Source organism: Pseudomonas sp. FSL W5-0203 (assembly GCF_001896155.1).
GTDB classification, from domain to species: Bacteria; Pseudomonadota; Gammaproteobacteria; order Pseudomonadales; family Pseudomonadaceae; genus Aquipseudomonas; species Aquipseudomonas paracarnis.
Window position 1 is genome coordinate 13126 of sequence record NZ_MPOR01000054.1, and the last position, 17018, is coordinate 30143.

Consider the following 17018-nt stretch of genomic DNA (forward strand, 5'->3'; position numbering starts at 1 on the left):
GGGGTCACAGCTGCTCCGGCAGGCGAAAGGTGCGCCATGTGTCCATGTCAAACGGACCGGGCGTACGCTGGCTGGTGAGCCGGTAATTGGCGCGCAGGCCGGCGAGGTCTGCCTTGAGGATCTGTATATTACGGCCGCTGGCGGGCTCTTTCTGCAGCAGGTCCAGAAACCGGAACAACGACCACGCTCCAGTGTCTTTTTCGATGCCCAAGGGGCGCTGCTCCGCGCCTCTCTCCAAGACGAGGCTGCTGCGCCCATTGTCTGCGTCGGTGGGCCAATGGAACGTCATGGGTACGATCGGACCGTGGCGATACTCCAATTGCTGGTCGCCAAACCGCAGGATCGCTCGGCTGACCGATGGGTCCAGGCTGTAGGGTGCCAAGGTGAATCGCACGGACAACTCCCCCGCGTCTTCGGTAAAAAAGCCGCGGCGGATGACCTGGGTCTTCATCAATTGCTCCAGCAGCGCACGGGAAACCGGCAAACTCTGGCCATCCAGCCCACGCAATCGGTAGCGGCTGCCGTCGGCACTGATAAAAGGCCGCAGGTAGCCCTCATAAAAGCGCGCCATCACCCCGCGTGGCTTGAAGAACTCCTGAAAATCGTGAAGGGCGACCTCACTGCTGGCGTGCGCATTGAATGGGTAACGTCGGCCAATGGCCTTGGCATAAAGGCTATGCACCTCGCTCTGATAACGTTGGTTGACGTGCACATAGGCCTGTTCCAGCAAATGCCGCCAACTGTCATCCGCCATACTTTCGAGCCAGCCGGCAACGGGCAGCGGCAGGCGAGCGGCGGCGTCTCGCAGATGGCCCAATGCATCCTGCTGGCCCTCCATGCGCTGCCTGGCACGCAGGAAGGCGGCCTGCTCGGGTGCGCTGTCCCGGTTCAAGGCCGTCAAATGCAGGTGCACTTCATCCAGCAGACGCAAGGCCTGAGTCAGCTCTACGCCGGGGTTCTGCTGCTCATCCAGCAATTGATGCAAAGGCTCAAAGCGGCGCTGCAAGGCGCGCCGCGGAGCCTCGACAATAGCCGCCTGCCCCGCCGTCAACCTCGACTTGGCCATCTCGCCCAGGTCTGCCGACTGCTGGGCCACTTTGTCCAGCAGTCCATGGCTTGGCAACAAACGCGTATTTTCACGCACCTGTTGCAAGAGACGAATCAAAGGCGATTGCGCCGACGTCAGGTTCATCAGTTGCTCGGCATCCTGGCGCAGGTTGTCAGTCTCTTGCAGCCTGACTCGGCCAAGCGCATCGCTCCAGGCATCGGCATACTCGCTGAAATAACGTTGCTGCAGTTCCGCCATCAGGCGCCGCAAGTCCTCGGTCCCCAGGTCGGTACCCTCGCCGAGCACCCAGTTGTCCTGGGTGATGGCGTTTACCAACCGCGGGCCCTGCGCCTCAAAGTACTGCACATAGCGTTTGGTATAGAACCCCGGCACAGGCGGATCGATAGCGGCGAACACCTTACCCTCGGCCAGCCGCAACGGCTCCAGGCTGCGCGCTTGTTCGCGCAATACCCGATAGACCCCATCGGCCAACGATTCGCCCCTCAGCGCTTCACGGGCCTGGGCCACCCGCTCCGCGTTGAGTGACACCACAAAAGGTTGCTCCAGCAGCCGCGCAAGGTGCACATTGAGGCGCTTCTGTGTTGGCATATCCCCGGCAAACCGCACCGACCAAAGGCTTGCAATATGTTCTGCCAGCCAGGTCGTGTCACGGCGTTCGCGCAGATTGAGCATCAGGTAGGCACGCAGGTCGTCGAGCAGCCGCTCCCGGTCCCCGAGGCTGGCAATTACCTGTTCTTCCAACTGGGCGGCTGTCCAGGCCAGAAATGGCTTTTGCAGCGCGTGATCATAGGCTTGATCGACGCTGGGACGGCTCAGTTCGCCCTGATACAGCCCGGTGCGCTCCACCAGGCGTACATCTGCCGGCCCAGGAAAAACCTGGGTCGCCGCCAGTCGCGCGTCCAACAGCGCCAACAGCGCCGTGCTTTCATCGTCGGCCGCAAGGGCGAGCGGCGGGTGTGAGGTCAGCGCCGACAATTGCGCCAAGCGTTGGTGGTTGACTGAGTAACTGTGCCCCCATAGCCCGCCGACACCGCCAATAACCAGCGCTGCAGCCACCGCCTGCGCGCCCTGGCGCCAACGCAGACGTTGTTGTTCCTGAGCCTGCAAACCCGCAAGGTCGGCCTCGGCGAAGATCACCTGGCTGAACAGACCCTGCACAAAGCGCGGGTGCCTGCCATCGGCGCAGGTCAAGAAGAACCCTCGCAAACCGTTGATGGGTTGGTAGCGATGTGCGCAAAACGCCATGTCAACGAACAGGCTGACGCGCTCCCCCATTCGTGCTGCCTGCTGGGGAAACTCCAGCATCTGCCCACGTCGCTCGACATTGCGCTCCTGATGCAGTCGCCCAATCAGCTCACTGTTCAAGCGCTGCAATAATTGCTCGACCGCCTGACGAACCTGTGTTGTGTCAGTACCGTCGGCGCAACCTTGCAGGTGCTGACCCAACACGCTGTCGGCACTTTCTCCAAGGGGTGAGTCAAAGAATTCAGCGAATCCCGGCAATCGGTCGGCGTGGGTCAACACCAGGTAAATCGGCACATCCACATGCAACGTCTGTTGGATCTCTTGCAGGCGCGAGTGTACATGGCGTGCGTGATGATCCAGGTCGTATTCGTTGGTGCTCGACAGCATGTCGACCGATAGCGTCACCACCACACCGCTGAGCGGCCGCACTCGACGGCGCCACCGGAGCAGATGCAGCAAGGTGATCCAGCCTGCGGCGTCCACTGAAGAGTCGGGCTGGGTAAGGTAGCGTCCCGGGGTGTCGATCAGCACGCCTTCGTCGCCGAAATACCAGTCACAATGGGCACTGCTACCGATCGGCCGCGTTTGCGCGTGGTCCAGCGCCAGCGGCAAGCCCGCTGCCGCCAGCAGCTGTGTCTTGCCACTGCCCGGCTCACCGATCAACAGGTACCAGGGCAACTCATGACGCCAACGCGCGTTACGCTCTCCATAATGGCGGGATATCTTGAGCAGGTGCACGGCTTTCTTGAACCGACTGCGCAGGTGCCGGCGTTCGTCCTCCACCCCCGTCATCGGCTGTCGGCGCACCTCGCGTTCTGGTCTTTGGCGCCAGGCGGCAAAACCTGGGCCCACAAACGCCATCGCCAGTCCCCATAGCAAGAACACACCGCTGATGGTGACCAACCGAGCAGTCGCCCCGGCCCAGATACGGTGATCATCCACTGCCAGCAGCGGCCCCAAGAACCACACCATTGCCGCGCAGGAAAGCACCAGCAACAGGCTCCACACCCAAATCCTGCCCAGCACGGTGCCCACCCCCTTGAAGAATGCGATCATTCATTGCTCCCAGCGTTTACAAGGGCGTGCGGACCAGATCCGACGCCGAAAGTTGAAGGGGGTGCAGCGCGTTTGTACGCTCGTTGCTCAGCACCCAGGCAAACCCTGTGTACATCGCCAACACACACGCCAAGGTGAGGCCGACCCACCAAGTGGCAGGAATGACCCGCACCTGCTTGCGCCGGTCGGCTCGCTGCTGGGCAGGCAGTAGCGCTTGCGCCGCCGGCTCCCCACGTACGTGCCTGATCTGGCGATACAAGGCATCGCGGACGGCCTCAAGTTGCGCCACACCCCGCTCCATCACCCGGTATTTGCCTTCGAACCCCAGGGACAGGCACAGGTACAGCAACTCCAGCATCGCCAGGTGCTTCACCGGGTCGCGCGTGAGGCGCTCCAGCAACTGGAACACTTTTTCGCCGCCAAAGGTTTCGTTATGGAAGCGGCTCAACAGGCTGATCTTCGACCATTCGCTTTGCGCCCCCCACGGCGTCGTCACCACCGCCTCATCGATCACGCTGCACAACACATAGCGCGCCGACATGACCTGGCTGTTCTCCACGCCGCCCTGCAAGGCGCGGGTTTCGAACTGAGTCACCGCCAACACTAATCGGTCGTTGAGCGTGCCCAGGTTTTCACGGCCGGAGCAGACCCTGAGCCCAATAACCTCGAACAATACCGCCCAGGCTGCGGCTACCAGCGGGTTGAGCCCTGCCTGAAAGCTCTGCGTATCGAGCCTGTGGCCGGCGTAGATCATGCGGTCTTCCAGCTGTTCGTAGCGCGGCGGCGACGGGAAATCCGTTAACGGCCTCTGGGCAGGCTCATGAGTCTCCCGGTCGAGCAGGACGGTTTTTTCATCCTGGGTGTATTCACTGTCCATGGCATTCAGTTCCTGATGGCCCAGAAGTCGAGTTCAAGCCCGGTGAATTCACCCCCTACGTGGAAAGCGAAACCACCCGACTGTTCCAGCTGTGCGATATCACGGGGGCTCATATCGAGCACGAAATAGGTCTTGCCGGCATGGAAAGGAATCTGTCGCGGCGCCACTGGCAAAGGCTTGACCTTGATACCGGCCAAGTGCAGGTTGACCAACTCGCGTATGCGCTCAACCGGCGCGACTTTCAGGTGGGCTGGCAGGCGCTGGCGCAATTCCTGCGCCTCACACTGCGCGGTGGCCGCCAGGATGAAGGTGGCTGTGCCAAGCAGTTTCAACTCGCTGACCGGGCATACCAGCACCCCGTACTGGCGAGGCTGCAATGCCAACTTGATCGCCTGTTGCTCCAGCACCACCGACAGTGCCGTACGCACCTGCGCCATCAGCCCGCGAAAACTGGCGCCCTGATCGCCGTGTTGATAGTGAACATCCAACTGCGCGCGCTTACTTTCAGTGGTGAAGGTTGATAGCTCCCCGAGCAGCGACACCAGCGCACGGAACACCGCTTCAGGCCGCACCCGCGTCTGGCTCAGGCAGTGGCGCAGCTCCAGCTCACTACGATTGATCACTTGCAGCATCAGGAAATCGGCGATTTGTGTGCCTTGGGTCGTGCTCTCGCCACGAATGCGCGCCGCGATGGCATCGCCCCGACTGGCAAGCAGGCCAATCACCTCCTTGAGACACGACGCCACGTACCCATGCTCCTGCACGAAGATAAACGTCGGGATGAACGCCGTATCCAGGTTCACGCCGCCTTCACCGCTGGCGTCGAGTACCTGGGCCACCTTGAGCTTGATGAAGTGCTGGTCACCCGGCTGTTCACCCAACAGAAGACGTAAGTCCGGGCGCGCGCAGTGGATTCGGCAACGCGTATCCGCCCCCACGTTGGAATCCCCCACTTCCACTTCACAGCTGAGGTAGCGCGCCAACACGTCACTTTGCTCAGGCCGGCGGGCTTCAAGGTGACTGCCGCTGACCAGCGGCAGCGCCAGGTAAACCCCTTGCGCGCCCGAACCCTCTGGCACCTGCACCACCAGCGGCTCCATGGCAGCATTCAAGTCAAACAGGCTGCCGTCCGGCAACACGCCACTGGCCTGGTTGACCACCAGCTTGCCCAACTTGAGGTACTGCGTATTGACTTCGAACGTGAGCAAACCCCAGGTGTCACTGCCCAGCAGGCGGGTCTGATTGAGCTGCTGGTGGTAATAACGGTCGTTGTGTTGCAAGTGCTGTGGCCGCAACAGCATGCCTTCCTGCCAGATAACTTTATGGACCTGCATGTTATTGCGCCTCCACACCGGCGAGAGGGTCAGCAACACGTATACCGCCCTGGTCCAGCACCAGCTCGACACGGTTGCGTTGCTGTACCGTCAAGGGCACCAGCAGCCGCCACTGGACATGGGGCAAGTCTCGAAAAGCGGCCAGTACTCCCACAAAACGACTGTCGGGAGCGATGCGCAGTTTGAGCGCCAGCCGGTCACCCGGGCGCAGCTCAACCTCCTCGCTGCCGACCCAGTCCTTTGGCAGCGTGTGCTGCGCATTGCCATACAGGCTGAAGAAGTCGGCATGTTCAAAGGCAACGCCATGGCGCAGTTCGATCAACTGCACCACCACGGGAGAAGGACGACCGTGCAAGTCCGGGTTGACGTGCTCGCTGGCAGTCAGCACCACGTCCAGCTTGGTCAGCGTGGAAAATGGCGAGACGGCGCTGCAACCCGCCAACAGCCCGCACAAGAGCAACAACGAAACAAAGGTGGCTCGATACATGATTATCATCCTGGAAAATCAATGTGCAGGCTGGAGATCAGGCGCACCTGCTCCTCATAAGCCTTGGCGAAGTCGCCGGCCAACGGGCGATCATTCAACTGTTCTTGCGCCACCACACGCTGGTAGTAACGCTGGTAGGCACGCCACCGCCCGCCATCGGAGAAAAACCCGGCAGGCTTGCCCTGGGACGCAAAACACCCCAACAGATGGCTGGGTTCAAAGACAGCACGGGCATTACGCATGGCGCTTCGACAAGCGGCCAGCAACGCAACCTGATGCACCTGCAGTTCCAGGTGCACCTGGGCAATGGCGCGCACCGCGGGCAGTTGACCCAACTCCCGGGTATCGAGCATCGCGGATAAAGCAGCATCGGTGTCGCTATACACTTTCAAGGGATTCTGGCCGGAGCCCTGACTGGCGAACGGCGCCATACCCAGTTCGTTATTCAGTTCTTCACGGGTGCGCAAACCTTGTTGCAGCCCTTCGATCGTCACCCGAAACAAGCGTGCCACCTTGATCGCCAATGCCTCCCGGGCCGGTGTGTCGAGGGCCGTCAGGTCCATACCCAGGACCGCTGCAAATTGCGACCAGAACACCTCGTCGGTCGACAGCGTCGACGCGACAGCGGGTACCGCGGTAACCTCCATCGAAGGGTCTTGCCGCCGCGGCAATACCACGTGCTCGCAATCGGCCCCATAGTGATCTGCCCATACCGCTTGCTCATCGGCGCTCTTGTTCAAGGCCTCCAGATCATCCGACGTGGCCCGCATCTGCCGATCAAGATCCAAGCCATGCAACGGGTCCAGTGACAGGAAAGCGTCATCGGGGATCGGCACCGCCGCTGGCGCCAGCAGCTCGTCGGAAGGTCGCGGCGATTCCAGCAATCGCGCACGTATCGTCAACACCCCCAGCTCGAATACGTCGCCGTCACTGATCAATCGTGCCTGCCCCTTGCGCAGGCGCTCAGGACTCTTGGCCATCCCGATACCGTTGCGGCTGATATCCGTGAGGAAATAACGTCCTTCACGGTAACCGATCAATCCATGATGGCTGGAGAGTACGCGGCTGGCGTCAGGGATCACCCAGTCACATCCAGGACCACGCCCGATCACGCCGCCTGTACCGTCAAATACTTTGCGGGCCAAAAGTAGGCTCTGGTCGCTTTCGCACGCGCAGACCTCAAACACAAGCTGCAGCTTCATGCCCCCTCCTTTCAGCGGCCACGAATGATCGCCTGCGGGTCACCCATGGGGTGGTACTCGGCATCATCGAACACATAGTTAGCGTTACAGCCTCCCAGCAAACACATCACCAGCACGACGACGTGCCATGGACGATCAGGCATCAGGTTTCTCCCACAGTAAAAATCAAGTGCACCATTCAGCGTTCCTCCCGGGCATCGCCAAAGGGAATGTTCAAACGGGCAAGACGGTAAAGCAGGGTGCGCCGGGCGACCCCCAGCTCCCGCGCGGTGCGGGTGCGATTGCCATGGTTCTTGTGCAGGCAGTCGAGCAGGAACGTACGCTCCACTCGCTCCATCCGCTGGCGCAGCGTCACGTCATCGGGAGTGGCCGGCTCTGGTGCCAGCGGCAGTGCCAGGTGCTCGGGCCGAATCACGCTGTCGTCACACAACAACACGGCGCGTTCCACCAGGCATTTGAGCTCGCGTACGTTGCCGGGAAAACCATGGCTGGACAGTTGATCGAGGGCGGTATTCGCCCATTCGACAGGTGGCCTCCCCAGCGCCGCGCACACCTTGCCTGTGAAATGGCGCGCCAGTTGCAGCACATCGCCGTCCCGCTCGCGCAGGGCCGGTAAGGTGATGGGGAACTGAGCCAGACGGTAATAGAGGTCTTCGCGAAAGCGCCCTTCGGCGACCATCGCCGCGAGGTCGCGGTGGGTCGCGGCAATGATGCGTACGTCGACCTTATGTGCCGCACTGGCACCCAGCGGGCGAACCTCACCCTCCTGTAATACCCGCAGCAACTTGGCTTGCAAGGGCAGCGGCATATCGCCGATCTCATCCAACAGCAACGTACCGCCATGTGCGGCGTCGAACAGCCCCCCGTGATTGCGATCGGCGCCAGTGAACGCACCTTTGCGGTAGCCGAACAGCTCACTTTCAAGCAATCCTTCCGGGAACGCCGCGCAGTTCTGCACGACAAAGGCCTTGGCCTTGCGCGGCCCGGCCGTGTGTATGGCCCGGGCCACCACTTCCTTGCCTGTGCCGGTCTCACCCTGCAACAGCACGGTGTAAGGGGTGTGCAGGACTTTACTGATCAAACGACAGGCCTGCTCCATTGCCGCGCTGGTGCCAATCAGGCCGTATGCGCCAGCCAAGGGTTCGTGGCCTGCGGGCTTTGGGCCGACGTTGGGCTGCCTACCGCGCAGTACGCGTAACCGGTTCACGGCGTAGCTGCCCAAATGCCCCAACGAGGGGGCGTAGCCTTGCAGCTGGGCCGGCTGTTGGCGGGCGCACACCAGCACCCCAGTTATCCGCTCACATTGATTGAACAGCGGCACGATTAATAGCGCACGCCATGGTGTCGCCAATGCGGGCAGAAAACCTGTGTCATGGCCGCTGCCTTGCACATCCTCCAGGCTCAACCCAGTGCCTTGGGTCAAGGCGTCGTGCAGCAACTGTTGGGAATGCTGACCAGGCCGTGGAGGCATGACGGTGAGCGACGACACTTGGGCTAGATGTTGGGCGATCAGTTCAAGCCGGCCGGTCACTTCATCGAGCAGATACAATTGGCTGACGTCAGATTGGCTCAGCCGGGCCGCCGTGCTGACACATCCGTCAGGTAACGCGTGTTCATCACGCTCGAACCCCAAGCGTGCGAAACAGGCAGACAACGCGTCGGCATACCTCAGCGCGTCGGCCCCGCCACCGGGCAGGTTATCGGTCATTGGTTGCACCCGCAGAAATCCACCAGGGCCGATGCTATTTCCAGCCGTGCTGACAGTGCGCCGATCATGCGTTGCAAATCCCTGTTCATCATGTCCATTCATCCCTAATGAAAATTACGGGTTAGCGTGACTACGCCATCGGCCCGCTCGTGCCCCAGCCAGGTGGTCCAACCCAGGCGGCAAACCGTGTTTTCGCCAATGTGCAGAGCCCTGATCTGACCCTGCGCCAGTACCAGACGCAGGTCGTATTCCAATGGGTCGCGCAGGGTCAGGCGCACCAGCGAACGCAGCGGCTGATAGGCCTTTCCCGTGGGCAGGAAGTCGTGAAAACGCTGCCACCCCAACGCGCGGACATGCACCCTGAACTTGCCACTGCGGTCAGCGACGCGGCGCCCCAGCACCAGGTCCTCGCCAAGCACACTGTTGGCCCGCCCCAGGTCATTGCGCTGGACCGGGCTGATCTCGACCTGGCGTTCAACCCACTGCTCGATAAACAACGCGTCGTGCTTGAAGTAGTAGCGCAGGACCGACTCGATCAACGCCGCCGAGTGCACACGCACACTCAGCAGGCCCAGGTAGGGCAGCAGGCGTTTGCAATCGAGCTGGGAAGCGCCACGGATTGCGGTGCCGCCCAGACCCGTCAAGGCAAACATCTGCTCGGAAAAACCATCACTGGCGCCTGCCCGGAAACACGCCCGATAGCGGTACTTGCGCCAGATCGGGAGCATCAGCCGGTGCAAGCGATGATGGAACATATCCAGGAAATCTCGAGTCGGGTTGCCGCCTGGCTGCTCGGCAAATGCCTGCTCACCATAAAACGCAGGCAGTGGGGACCCGGCGCCAAATAACCCCAGTACATTGAGGCGCAGGCGTGCGCGCAAATGTCCATGCTCCATAAAGAACTCCACTCGGTCGATATCGTGCGCGGCAAAGCCCAAGCCAGGGTTGGCCTGGAACTCCAACTGGTCGTACAACGCGTCCTCATCCAGCAGCGGATGAGCCTCACGCAATCGCTCGATCACCTGCAAAACCGCCTGGAACAACGTGTATTCACGGATACCACGGCAAAGTTGATTCAGAGCAGGGGCTGTTGTCCCGTCAGGGATGGCCATAAATACACGTCTCCTTGTGTGCTGATGACACGCAACTCGTGATGGGAATTGAGGCTGGCATAAAGCGCAAAGAACTGATTGAGGACCGAAGCGAATACAAATAAGTCGCCCTGGCCGACAAAGCCTTGGGAATCGACCGTCAGATCGACCCGCACCCCTCGCACGGGCAACCCACGATGCAGGCGATCCGTCGCCTCATGATGGATGGCGCGCAAAGCCGCCAGTCTTTTCTGGCTGACCTTCAGCGCCTGGCGGTCGTAATAACGCGGCAGGTCGTAGGTTGCGAGAATCGCCTTCAAGGCGTTGATGTCGGTCAACGACAAGTAGTTGAGCGACATATTGCTGATGAGATTCCACAGGAAATCCTGGTCCAGGGGCGGTGCGTAGCTCGCCGTTGGCGCGGTGATATTGCGAAACGTCAACGACTCCGGTGTGTGTTCGCCGGGCTGGTTGATATCGCCTGCACGTAATTGCCGTGGCAGGTTGCAATTGGTACAGGTCAGTTCGACCGACAGGGTTTCCTGGCCCTGTTTGCGGCGATTGCCGAACCCCATCCAGGTGTCGAGTCCACCATGTTGAACCGACGAACGTTGGCGAATGCTGTAGCTGGGCGGTGCCGCCACAGGCTCGCTGTGGCAGTCATGTTCAAACGACTCGAACCGCACGTAGGTTTGATAGCCCAAGCCACCGGGGCGCCAGCCGGTGACCCGGTCCACTGAATACACGCTGGCATTGCCCGGCGTGTATTCCCCAGGTACCAAAAGGTACTCGTCCTGTTTACCGTCCAGGCGAATGGGAATTGCATCCTGAGTAAACAGGTTGACGATGGGCGTGCAATACAGCTTTACGTTATCCAAGGTAGGACGCAGGGGCTCGCGGCCCTGACTGCGGAGCTCGAAACGCATCACCAGGCCGTGCGCCTGCCGGAGCAACTCGTGAGACAACGTGTGCAACACCTCCAAGCCTTCGACATCGACAAACAGGTATTTCTCGGGAAACGCGAAGTACTCCTGCAGGTGCCGATAGCCCTCCAGCGTGTTCTGCGGATAAGGAATCAGCGCCTGTTCCTGGGAAAACCCCACTGGCCGGACCTGGTTGGCATTGAGCCGCAGCGTCAGGGGTTGGTCATCGCCGGCGCTGATCGGCAGGCCATCGTGATCCACGAGCTGCAGGCTGATTCCCGCCAGATGGCGCAATAGGCCCAGGTACAGGCCCTGACTGATGTAGTGGTCGCCGGCCAGGTGCAGTCGCAGCGAATCGAATTCCAACTCACTGAAGCTGCCGTCGACACTCATGCACAGGCGCAAAGCCAACCAGGCCCCTTCGCCCTGGCATTTGTATTCCAGGTCAGTGAGTTGCAATGGCATGACATCGGTGGGATAGCATGTACGGAACTGGCAACGCTCACCGTGGATGGGAGCGCTTTGCACGGCGGTATCCCGAGCCACACGAACGCTTGGGCCGGCGCGTTTCAACGGGTCGAATTGCAAGATGCTGAAGGCCGGTATCGGGCGCATGTAATGGGGCCAGAGCAAGTGCATCAACGAGTGCGTCAACTCCGGCAGTTCGTCATCCAGCTTCTGACGCAAGCGCCCGGTCAGGAATGCAAAGCCCTCCAGCAAGCGCTCGACATCCGGGTCCTGGCCCGCTTCGCCGAGAAACGGCGCCAGGGCGGGATTACGTTCGGAAAAACGTCGCCCCAGTTGGCGCAACGCACTGAGTTCGCTTTGAAAATAACGGTTAAGCGTCATTGGCACAGACCTCAACCCGCCCGGTATCCGTGAGGCGCGCGTGGAACACTACAGGATGCAGTACGCCCTCAATCATCCGCTCAGCCTCAATGGCGAATGCCAGGGACAAGGAGTCACGCACAACCGGCAACAGCCTGACACGTACGTTCGTCAGCCGCGGCTCATAGGCCTGGATAAAACGTTCGATATGCAGCCGCGACTGGCTCAAGGACTCATGCAAGCTGAGCCGCATGTCATTGAGGTCAGGCAAGCCATAATCAGGCAGCGTCTGGACACTGCCCGCACGAGTGCTGAGCATTTTCCCCAAATGTGCGGCGATGGACGCCACGGTGGCACCCGGGTTAGACGCCCCCTGCTCGAGGCGTTCGAAAAGGCTGTTGTGCTCAAGCATGCCCTGGCTTCTGCTCATTCTTTATCGAGCTTCCCGACCAGGGACAACGTGAAGTCTGCCCCCATGTATTTGAAATGCGGGCGTACCGTAACGTTGACCCGGTACCAGCCAGGCTCGCCCTCGACATCGCTGACGACAATGCGCGCAGCGCGCAAGGGGCGCCGCCCGCGCACCTCGGCACTAGGATTTTCCTGGTCCGCCACGTATTGGCGAACCCATTTGTTGAGCTCCAACTCCAGGTCCGTCCGCTCTTTCCACGCGCCCAACTGCTCCCGTTGCAGCACTTTGAGGTAATGAGCCAGGCGGTTGACCACCATCATGTAGGGCAATTGGGTGCCCAAGCGGTAATTCAGCTCTGCCGCCTTGCCCTCCTCACTGATGCCGAACGATTTGGGCTTCTGCACGGAGCTGGCGGAAAAAAACGCTGCGTTATCGCTGCCCTTGCGCATGGTCAAGGCGATGAAACCTTCTTGTGCCAGCTCGTACTCACGTCGGTCCGAAATCAGCACCTCCGTAGGAATCTTGGTTTCAATCTCGCCCATGCTCTGGAAGTGATGCAGCGGCAGGTCTTCGACCGCCCCGCCGCTTTGCGGGCCAATAATGTTGGGGCACCAGCGAAAGCGCGCGAAGCTGTCGGTCAGGCGAGTGGCAAAGGCATAGGCGGTATTGCCCCACAAGTAATGCTCGTGGCTGTTAACCACGTTCTCCTGGTAGGCGAAGGTCTTGACCGGGCACTCAAGGGGGTCATACGGGGTGCGCAGCAAAAAGCGCGGCACGGTGAGGCCAATATATCGTGCGTCTTCGCTCTGCCGGAAACTTTGCCATTTGGCAAACTGCGGGCCTTCGAAATGGTCCCGCAGATCCTTCAGGTCGGGCAACCCGGTGAAGCTTTCCAAGCCGAAGAAACTTGGCCCCGCTGCAGCGATAAAGGGCGCGTGGGCCATGCCGGCGACGCTGGATGCGTATTGCATCAGTTTCACATCGGGCGCACTGGGCGAAAGAAAGTAATTGGCAATGATCGCGCCCACTGGCTGACCGCCGAACTGACCGTATTCGGCGCTATAGACGTGCTTGTATAACCCGGACTGGGTAATTTCCGAGGAATCTTCGAAATCATCCAACAGGTCCTCGCGCGAAACATTCAGCAGTTCGATCTTGATGTTCTCGCGAAAATTGGTGCGATCGACCAGCAACTGCAAGCCTCGCCACGAAGCCTCCAACGCCTGGAAGTCCGGATGGTGAAGGATCTCATCCATTTGTTCGCTGAGCTTGGTGTCGATCTCGGCGATCATCCGGTCGACCAGGCGTTTCTTTACGGGTTCGTCACAATTATGTGGCTTGACCAGCTCTGCGATAAACGCCGACACGCCGCGCTTGGCGATGCCATAAGCCTCGTCGTCGGCGCTGAGCAATGTCTGGGAAATGATGTTATCGAGGATGCTACCGCTTTCGATAACCTGTACGGGTTGCGTGCCGTGTTGAATGGTGGTCATGGTGTCAGTGTCCTTTTACTGAAAACGTCAGGCTTGAGGCCTATCCAGGCCCAGTTCGGCGAGCACTCGTGCGCGAGAGTCACCATTGGCCAACGCCCGCTCGATAGCGTTGCGAAAGCTGGGCGTATTGCCCAGCGGTCCCTTGAGCGCCACTAATGCCTCACGCAATGCCATCAACTTTTGCAATTGCGGGATCTGCTCCACCAGGTTCGCGGGGTTGAAGTCCTTCATGGTGTTAATTCGCACCTGAACCGGCAGTTCTTCCACGTCGGCTGCATCCTGGAGGCGGTTGGGAACGCTCAGCGTCAGGCTCAATGCTTGCTTGGCCAACACCTCGTCAAAGGTGTGCTTGTCGATACCGATGGGCTTGCGATCTTCGAGTTTGCGTGGGTCCGCGCGCTGGGAAAAATCCCCCAGCACCAGCAGCTTCAACGGCAGTTCGACATCTTCCTGAGCGCTACCGACCGCGGGTTTGAAGGTAATATTGATACGTTCCTTGGGGGCTACCGAACCGTCTTTGGCCATGGTGCTTCTCCTTTTGATGAGGCGCTATTCAAGTACTGCTTCCAGGTCGAAATGGCATAACCGGCGATGCAGGGTGTCTTTTCCGTCTTGTACGGCTTGGTTTTGTGGCAACAGGTCGTAGCAGCGATACAGCAGTTGGCCCACTTGCATGGCCAGCTCCGGCTCCCAACTTTCCAGGCCCGTGCGCTGTAATTGCAGGTCGAGTTGTTCCAGCTGGATCCTGGCCAGGTCATGCTTGCCGGCCGCCACACACAACCTGGCCAGCGCCAGGTGCCAGTGAAAACGCGCTCGATCACCACACGCCGCCCGCAGCCCTTGCTTGAGCACACTCACCGCGGCCTTGAGCCCGTCTTTGCGCAGGCAGGGCATCACCGCCTGCAACGCGGCTTCCCAGGGCTGAGCAGCGCTGTCGACGACGACATTGGAGGGCTCAGGCTTGTGCAGGTGACGCATGACGTGAAATGCGATCCACTCACCTGTCGCGGAGTCGGCAAAGGGCGTGCCGTCCTCGAACCGATACTCAGGCAGGTTCGGCAGGCGATGCAGCAGCAGAGCAAATTGCATTTCCAGTTCGGTCATGGCGAGGTCTGCGTGCAAGGCCTCCAGGCACTCCCAGACCATGCGCAAACCATCGAACCAGAACATTGCACCGGCCAGGCTGACCTCGAGTTCAAGCAACAGATCGGCGTAATGGCCTTGGCTGAAGCGGTCTTGATAGCGCTTGCGCTTGTCGGTAGCCAATGGGCGCAGCGCCGTGACGCGCTCATTATTGGCGTCGGGATAATTGACGAGCATCAGCCAGGCCAAGGTTCGGCCCAGGCGCAAGGCGCGCGGGTCGGCCGCATCCTGACGCAACCACCAGGTACATAAAGGCCGAGCCTGCTCCTGCAATGCGCGCAGCCGTTTGTGCGCGTCTTTTTCGTTATTGAGCGGTTGCTCGGGGGCCGGCAGCGGGCTTGGCGCAGGTTTGACCCGGGCAATGACGCCCGCGACGTCGCCAGGTTCGGCAGCAGCCTGGGCCAAGCGCGCCGACAGCTGCCGGCGAACCGGCAACAGCAGCGGCGCCTCGCTGCCAAGCTGTTCACCCCATATCTGATCGAGACATTCGAGGTGTTCCAACAGCGCCTGGAATAAAGGCCGTTGATCACTGAGCGGCAGGTTGTGCGCGCACGCTTGCTCAAGGCGCAACACCAACCAGCCAAACGCCGCAACGCGGGTACGCAGCTTAACTGGATAGACCTGCGTCCAATGGTACTCGCAGAGTTCGCGCAGCACACCGAGACCAGCCAGCAACCCAGCGAATGAATCACGCTGATACAGGGCCCAGGTCAACCAGGCGGCGACGCGCAGATCCTTGGAATGCTCACGCAAAATGCACTCGCTGATCTCGCTGATCTTCTGCCAATCCGGCAGCCCCGCACCATGAATGGAGTGAGCCTTGCCCAACTCGGTTTCCAGCACCTCAAACTCGCTTGAAAAACGCATGTCGCTACCAACAAAACTGCTTGGCGAACACGCTGTCCGGGCAAGTTCCTGGCAATAGGCATATAGCTGTTCTGAATAAACTATTTTGGGCTGCACACAACCATCCAAGGCAAAATAGGCAAAATTAACGTCGTTGTTAAAAACCTTTTAACTTCCGTTCAAAACACATCGAAGTGAACGAACCTTAGCCACGAAAAAAACAATCAGCAAGTAACGGAACGGAACTTAAGAAACATCCTACGCAGCTTGAAAATAAAGACATGCGCAGTTATTTGCGCAGTCTATCCAACTAGAAAACACTCTCAAGCGCCCACAGCCTTGCATTTACAAAAACACATGACATGAGCAACTAAGTGCGCATAGGCGTGCAACTAATAGCGCTAAAAAATCACCCACAGCCCTACAACAAATTCTCAATAACGGCCACTGAGTCTTCTTCGCCCTTATTTCATTGAGCCTCACACTTTCAGGCACGCTTCTTGTTAAAGGCACTTGACCGCTCAGCGCTCTCGCTGCCCGGCAATACCTACTCAATCAGGCAAGGAAACCCGTCATGCCCACACCCGCGTACCTCTCCATCACTGGTGTCAAACAAGGTTTGATTACGGCAGGCACATTTACCCAGGACTCGGTAGGCAACATTTATCAGGAAGGCCATGAGGACCAGATTCTGGTGCAGGCGTTTGCTCATCAGGTGATCATTCCCCGCGACCCGCAATCGGGCCAGCCGACCGGTCAGCGCGTGCATAAACCCCTGATGATCAGCAAGGTTTTCGATAAATCCTCACCCTTGCTGTTCAGCGCCCTGACCACCGGCGAAGAAGTGTCCTGCCGCCTGGAGTGGCTGCGCACCTCCTCGGCCGGAACCCAGGAGCACTACTTCACGATTGAACTGGAAGGCGCCACCATCGTTGACATCCAATCTCGCATGCCCAACTGCCAAGACCCAGACAACGCCCACTTTACCCACCTGGAGGATGTGCACTTCACCTATCGCAAGATTATCTGGACTCACGAAGTGGCCGGGACGTCCGGCTCGGATGACTGGCGCAGCCCAGTGACGGGTTAACGCGAGCAGTAAAGACGGTAACCACGATACGAAGCGAGCCGCTGTTGATCTTGATCTGCTTTTGATCTTGATCTCAGGCGCCCCGTTAAACCACGCTGGCCGAACGCAGGCTTGAATTCGTGGCTAACCCGGCAGGACGCCGGGTTAGCCGCCCCGCGCCATGGATGGCGCGTGGCGGCGGCCCACGGATTCAAGCCTGCGTTCGGGCACACCG

14 protein-coding genes are annotated in these 17018 nt (G+C 60.0%); 1 reads left to right on the forward strand and 13 read right to left on the reverse strand.

The window, feature by feature from the left end; genetic code table 11:
- Positions 1–4: 4 nt before the first annotated feature.
- From tssM to tssA, 13 genes are all read right to left on the reverse strand, one after another.
- Entirely contained in the window at positions 5–3370 is a 3366-nt protein-coding gene (gene tssM, locus BOP96_RS26985) for a type VI secretion system membrane subunit TssM (RefSeq protein ID WP_073454547.1), read from the reverse strand.
- A 16-nt stretch (positions 3371–3386) separates the two neighbouring features.
- Complete coding sequence (gene icmH / locus BOP96_RS26990) at positions 3387–4247, reverse strand: type IVB secretion system protein IcmH/DotU (RefSeq protein ID WP_073454549.1); 861 nt, start codon at positions 4245–4247, stop codon at positions 3387–3389.
- Positions 4248–4252: 5 nt separating this feature from the next.
- On the reverse strand, positions 4253–5581 hold the full coding sequence (tssK, locus tag BOP96_RS26995) for a type VI secretion system baseplate subunit TssK (RefSeq protein WP_073454551.1): 1329 nt from the start codon (positions 5579–5581) through the stop codon (positions 4253–4255).
- 1 nt (position 5582) lies between these two features.
- Entirely contained in the window at positions 5583–6068 is a 486-nt protein-coding gene (tssJ, locus tag BOP96_RS27000) for a type VI secretion system lipoprotein TssJ (RefSeq protein WP_014718224.1), read from the reverse strand.
- Positions 6069–6073: 5 nt separating this feature from the next.
- Positions 6074–7270, reverse strand: a complete 1197-nt coding sequence (gene tagH / locus BOP96_RS27005; protein ID WP_014718223.1) for a type VI secretion system-associated FHA domain protein TagH — start codon at positions 7268–7270, stop codon at positions 6074–6076.
- Positions 7271–7281: 11 nt separating this feature from the next.
- Positions 7282–7413, reverse strand: coding sequence for a hypothetical protein (locus BOP96_RS27010; RefSeq protein ID WP_014718222.1), 132 nt, complete (start codon positions 7411–7413; stop codon positions 7282–7284).
- 35 nt (positions 7414–7448) lie between these two features.
- Positions 7449–8978, reverse strand: coding sequence for a sigma-54 interaction domain-containing protein (locus BOP96_RS27015; RefSeq protein WP_073454553.1), 1530 nt, complete (start codon positions 8976–8978; stop codon positions 7449–7451).
- A gap of 104 nt (positions 8979–9082) precedes the next feature.
- The gene (gene tssG, locus BOP96_RS27020; protein ID WP_014718220.1) at positions 9083–10090 is read right to left on the reverse strand and encodes a type VI secretion system baseplate subunit TssG; all 1008 of its coding nucleotides are present in this window, start codon (positions 10088–10090) and stop codon (positions 9083–9085) included.
- On the reverse strand, positions 10054–11841 hold the full coding sequence (tssF, locus tag BOP96_RS27025; protein WP_032903855.1) for a type VI secretion system baseplate subunit TssF: 1788 nt from the start codon (positions 11839–11841) through the stop codon (positions 10054–10056). Before tssF ends, tssG begins: the two co-directional genes overlap by 37 nt.
- Entirely contained in the window at positions 11831–12232 is a 402-nt protein-coding gene (tssE, locus tag BOP96_RS27030) for a type VI secretion system baseplate subunit TssE (protein WP_014718218.1), read from the reverse strand. The genes tssF and tssE overlap by 11 nt, the downstream gene beginning before the upstream one ends.
- A 14-nt stretch (positions 12233–12246) precedes the next feature.
- Positions 12247–13725 (reverse strand): type VI secretion system contractile sheath large subunit, encoded by a 1479-nt coding sequence (gene tssC / locus BOP96_RS27035; RefSeq protein ID WP_014718217.1) that lies wholly within the window; start codon positions 13723–13725, stop codon positions 12247–12249.
- Between the two features lie 27 nt (positions 13726–13752).
- Positions 13753–14250 carry a type VI secretion system contractile sheath small subunit gene (tssB, locus tag BOP96_RS27040; RefSeq protein ID WP_014718216.1) on the reverse strand — a complete coding sequence of 166 codons (498 nt, stop codon included), beginning with the start codon at positions 14248–14250 and terminating at the stop codon, positions 13753–13755.
- 24 nt (positions 14251–14274) lie between these two features.
- The gene (tssA, locus tag BOP96_RS27045; RefSeq protein WP_166405402.1) at positions 14275–15819 is read right to left on the reverse strand and encodes a type VI secretion system protein TssA; all 1545 of its coding nucleotides are present in this window, start codon (positions 15817–15819) and stop codon (positions 14275–14277) included.
- Positions 15820–16288: 469 nt separating this feature from the next.
- Here tssA and BOP96_RS27050 point away from each other — a divergent pair, with 469 nt between their 5' ends.
- On the forward strand, positions 16289–16804 hold the full coding sequence (locus tag BOP96_RS27050) for an Hcp family type VI secretion system effector (protein ID WP_014718214.1): 516 nt from the start codon (positions 16289–16291) through the stop codon (positions 16802–16804).
- The last annotated feature ends 214 nt before the right edge of the window (positions 16805–17018 follow it).

What these genes read in the sequence shown, in the direction of transcription:
- icmH (WP_073454549.1), bottom strand. Translation starts at nt 4,247, where the DNA reads ATGGACAGTGAATACACCCAGGATGAAAAAACCGTCCTGCTCGACCGG.
- tssC (WP_014718217.1), bottom strand. Translation starts at nt 13,725, where the DNA reads ATGACCACCATTCAACACGGCACGCAACCCGTACAGGTTATCGAAAGC.
- tssM (WP_073454547.1), bottom strand. Translation starts at nt 3,370, where the DNA reads ATGATCGCATTCTTCAAGGGGGTGGGCACCGTGCTGGGCAGGATTTGG.
- BOP96_RS27010 (WP_014718222.1), bottom strand. Translation starts at nt 7,413, where the DNA reads ATGCCTGATCGTCCATGGCACGTCGTCGTGCTGGTGATGTGTTTGCTG.
- tssG (WP_014718220.1), bottom strand. Translation starts at nt 10,090, where the DNA reads ATGGCCATCCCTGACGGGACAACAGCCCCTGCTCTGAATCAACTTTGC.
- tssE (WP_014718218.1), bottom strand. Translation starts at nt 12,232, where the DNA reads ATGCTTGAGCACAACAGCCTTTTCGAACGCCTCGAGCAGGGGGCGTCT.
- tagH (WP_014718223.1), bottom strand. Translation starts at nt 7,270, where the DNA reads ATGAAGCTGCAGCTTGTGTTTGAGGTCTGCGCGTGCGAAAGCGACCAG.
- BOP96_RS27050 (WP_014718214.1), top strand. Translation starts at nt 16,289, where the DNA reads ATGCCCACACCCGCGTACCTCTCCATCACTGGTGTCAAACAAGGTTTG.
- tssK (WP_073454551.1), bottom strand. Translation starts at nt 5,581, where the DNA reads ATGCAGGTCCATAAAGTTATCTGGCAGGAAGGCATGCTGTTGCGGCCA.
- tssJ (WP_014718224.1), bottom strand. Translation starts at nt 6,068, where the DNA reads ATGTATCGAGCCACCTTTGTTTCGTTGTTGCTCTTGTGCGGGCTGTTG.
- tssB (WP_014718216.1), bottom strand. Translation starts at nt 14,250, where the DNA reads ATGGCCAAAGACGGTTCGGTAGCCCCCAAGGAACGTATCAATATTACC.
- BOP96_RS27015 (WP_073454553.1), bottom strand. Translation starts at nt 8,978, where the DNA reads ATGACCGATAACCTGCCCGGTGGCGGGGCCGACGCGCTGAGGTATGCC.
- tssF (WP_032903855.1), bottom strand. Translation starts at nt 11,841, where the DNA reads ATGACGCTTAACCGTTATTTTCAAAGCGAACTCAGTGCGTTGCGCCAA.